Annotated in this window: 1 protein-coding gene and 1 pseudogene; both read right to left on the reverse strand. The window is 66.5% G+C overall.

Annotation, left to right across the window (positions count from 1 at the left end):
* Positions 1–236 precede the first annotated feature (236 nt).
* Positions 237–1,484: a glycosyltransferase family 4 protein gene (locus ACOJSF_RS01230; protein WP_420140424.1), complete on the reverse strand. Its 1,248-nt coding sequence runs from the start codon at positions 1,482–1,484 to the stop codon at positions 237–239.
* Positions 1,485–1,663: 179 nt separating this feature from the next.
* A pseudogene (locus tag ACOJSF_RS01235) lies at positions 1,664–1,744 on the reverse strand (50S ribosomal protein L30); the annotation flags it as partial.

Below are 1,744 nucleotides of genomic sequence, written 5' to 3' on the forward strand. Positions count from 1 at the left end.
CACTCGCCACGATCGGCGGATCGGGCGATGACGGCGCAAGCCAGCCCGCCGCCGTCGCCGCCGCCGGTGCCACTACTCCGCGCGCGCGGCGCCTGGCCCGGCTCTCCGGCCGCATCTGAAGGGATGCGGCTTCACGCGCCGGTTGGAACTGGCCTAAGTCGAGCAAATTGAACCTCGCTCGGACGGGTGTGTCAGCCCGCTATCTCGAGGTGAGCAGCGCGGAGCGCCGCTGAGAGTCATGTCCCGTCGGTGACCGCGGAGGTTGCTGGCTTGTACCGGTATCTGCTCGGGTAATCACCCTCGCCTGCCCGCCAGGCAAGAACATCGCGTGCATGGCCGGCAATAGCGTTGAGGAAATCGGCCTGAATCCAGCGACGACCGGCTTGCGAAATCGCGGCACGATCCAACTCCCCGGCCCGCGCGCGTCCGGTCAGCTCGATTATCGCATTGTCGATCGCTGCAAGATCACCCGACGGCACCAGCGTGGCAGCGTCAGCATCCAGGTTCAGATCCGGCACGCCGGTATGCGGCGTCGCCACAACGTGGCACCCTGCCGCAAGCGCTTCCACATAGACCAGGCCGAAGCCTTCCAGCATGGACGGCATGATAAAGACGTCACTGGAGGCGAACAGCGCATCCAACTCCGCGCGCGACTGATAGCCGAGGATCCGGATCGTCGGGTCACCATCAGCCAAGGCAGCGATCGCGGGGATCAGTTCCGCGCTCACCACAACCAGCTCCGCATCGGGCCGCGCACGCATCCGCCAGGCGCGCAGCAGGTGGTGCACCCCCTTCCGCTGGCTGCTGCCGGTGCCGACGAACAGGAAACGGGCCTTGCCGCTCGCGCGGTCGGCGGCGACCTCTGCTGCGCCGACAGCGCGATCAGGCAGTCCATACGGGATCACCACGATGCGATCCGCCGGTGCGCCCGCCTCTACGACGGACCGGGCCGTCTCGCTCGACGCGCAGACGATGGCGTCCGGGCGGGTCCAGGGCATGGGGAAAGACGGGCTCGCATCTGCCGCCGCCTCCATCAAGAAGGCTTCCTCAACCTCCGGATAGAGCGCGCGGTCCTCGGTGACCCGCCGATCGTAATCGCGCTGCCGCAGCGGGTGAAAGACGAAGACAATCAGGCAGCGATCATCAGGAACCTGCGGCGGCATGTACTCATGATAGCAATACAGGTGCGCCCCGCGTTGCTGCGCCAGACGTCCGGTCGTCCGTCCCAACTGCCGCGATACCCAGGCCCACACCGGCACCATCGGTCGCCTGAGCGCAATGGCGGCGTATTGAACGGCAAAGGCGACCCGGTCCGACCGGACGAAGCGGGCCGGCAGGCCAGGGTGGCGCTTGCGCCGCAGAAAACCCGGCAACCACGAAGGCGGCCGGTCGGGCGCATAGAAATCCGTCACCAATGCTTCGTGCATTTCCGCATCGTTCAAGGCGACGGGCACTTGGTAACTGTCGCGGTCACGGTTGAACACGCACACAAACCGGCCCGGACCCGCGATCGGTCCACGCTCAGCCCCTGATCCGCTCGACATCGTCCGCCATTCCACCCTGCATGTTGCGATGCAGCATACGCAAACGGCGCCCAAAGAAAAACCCCGATGCGCGGGGCATCGGGGTTGTTCTGTTCGCGTTATATCGACAGCGGGTGGTCTCAGTCGACGACCGCCACCATGTGCGGCAGGCGGGCGATGGCGCCGCGCACTTCGGGGGTGTCCTCCACCTCCACCACGCG

Origin of the sequence: Sphingomonas sp. (genome assembly GCF_048594985.1) — a bacterium.
GTDB lineage: Bacteria > Pseudomonadota > Alphaproteobacteria > Sphingomonadales > Sphingomonadaceae > Sphingomonas_I.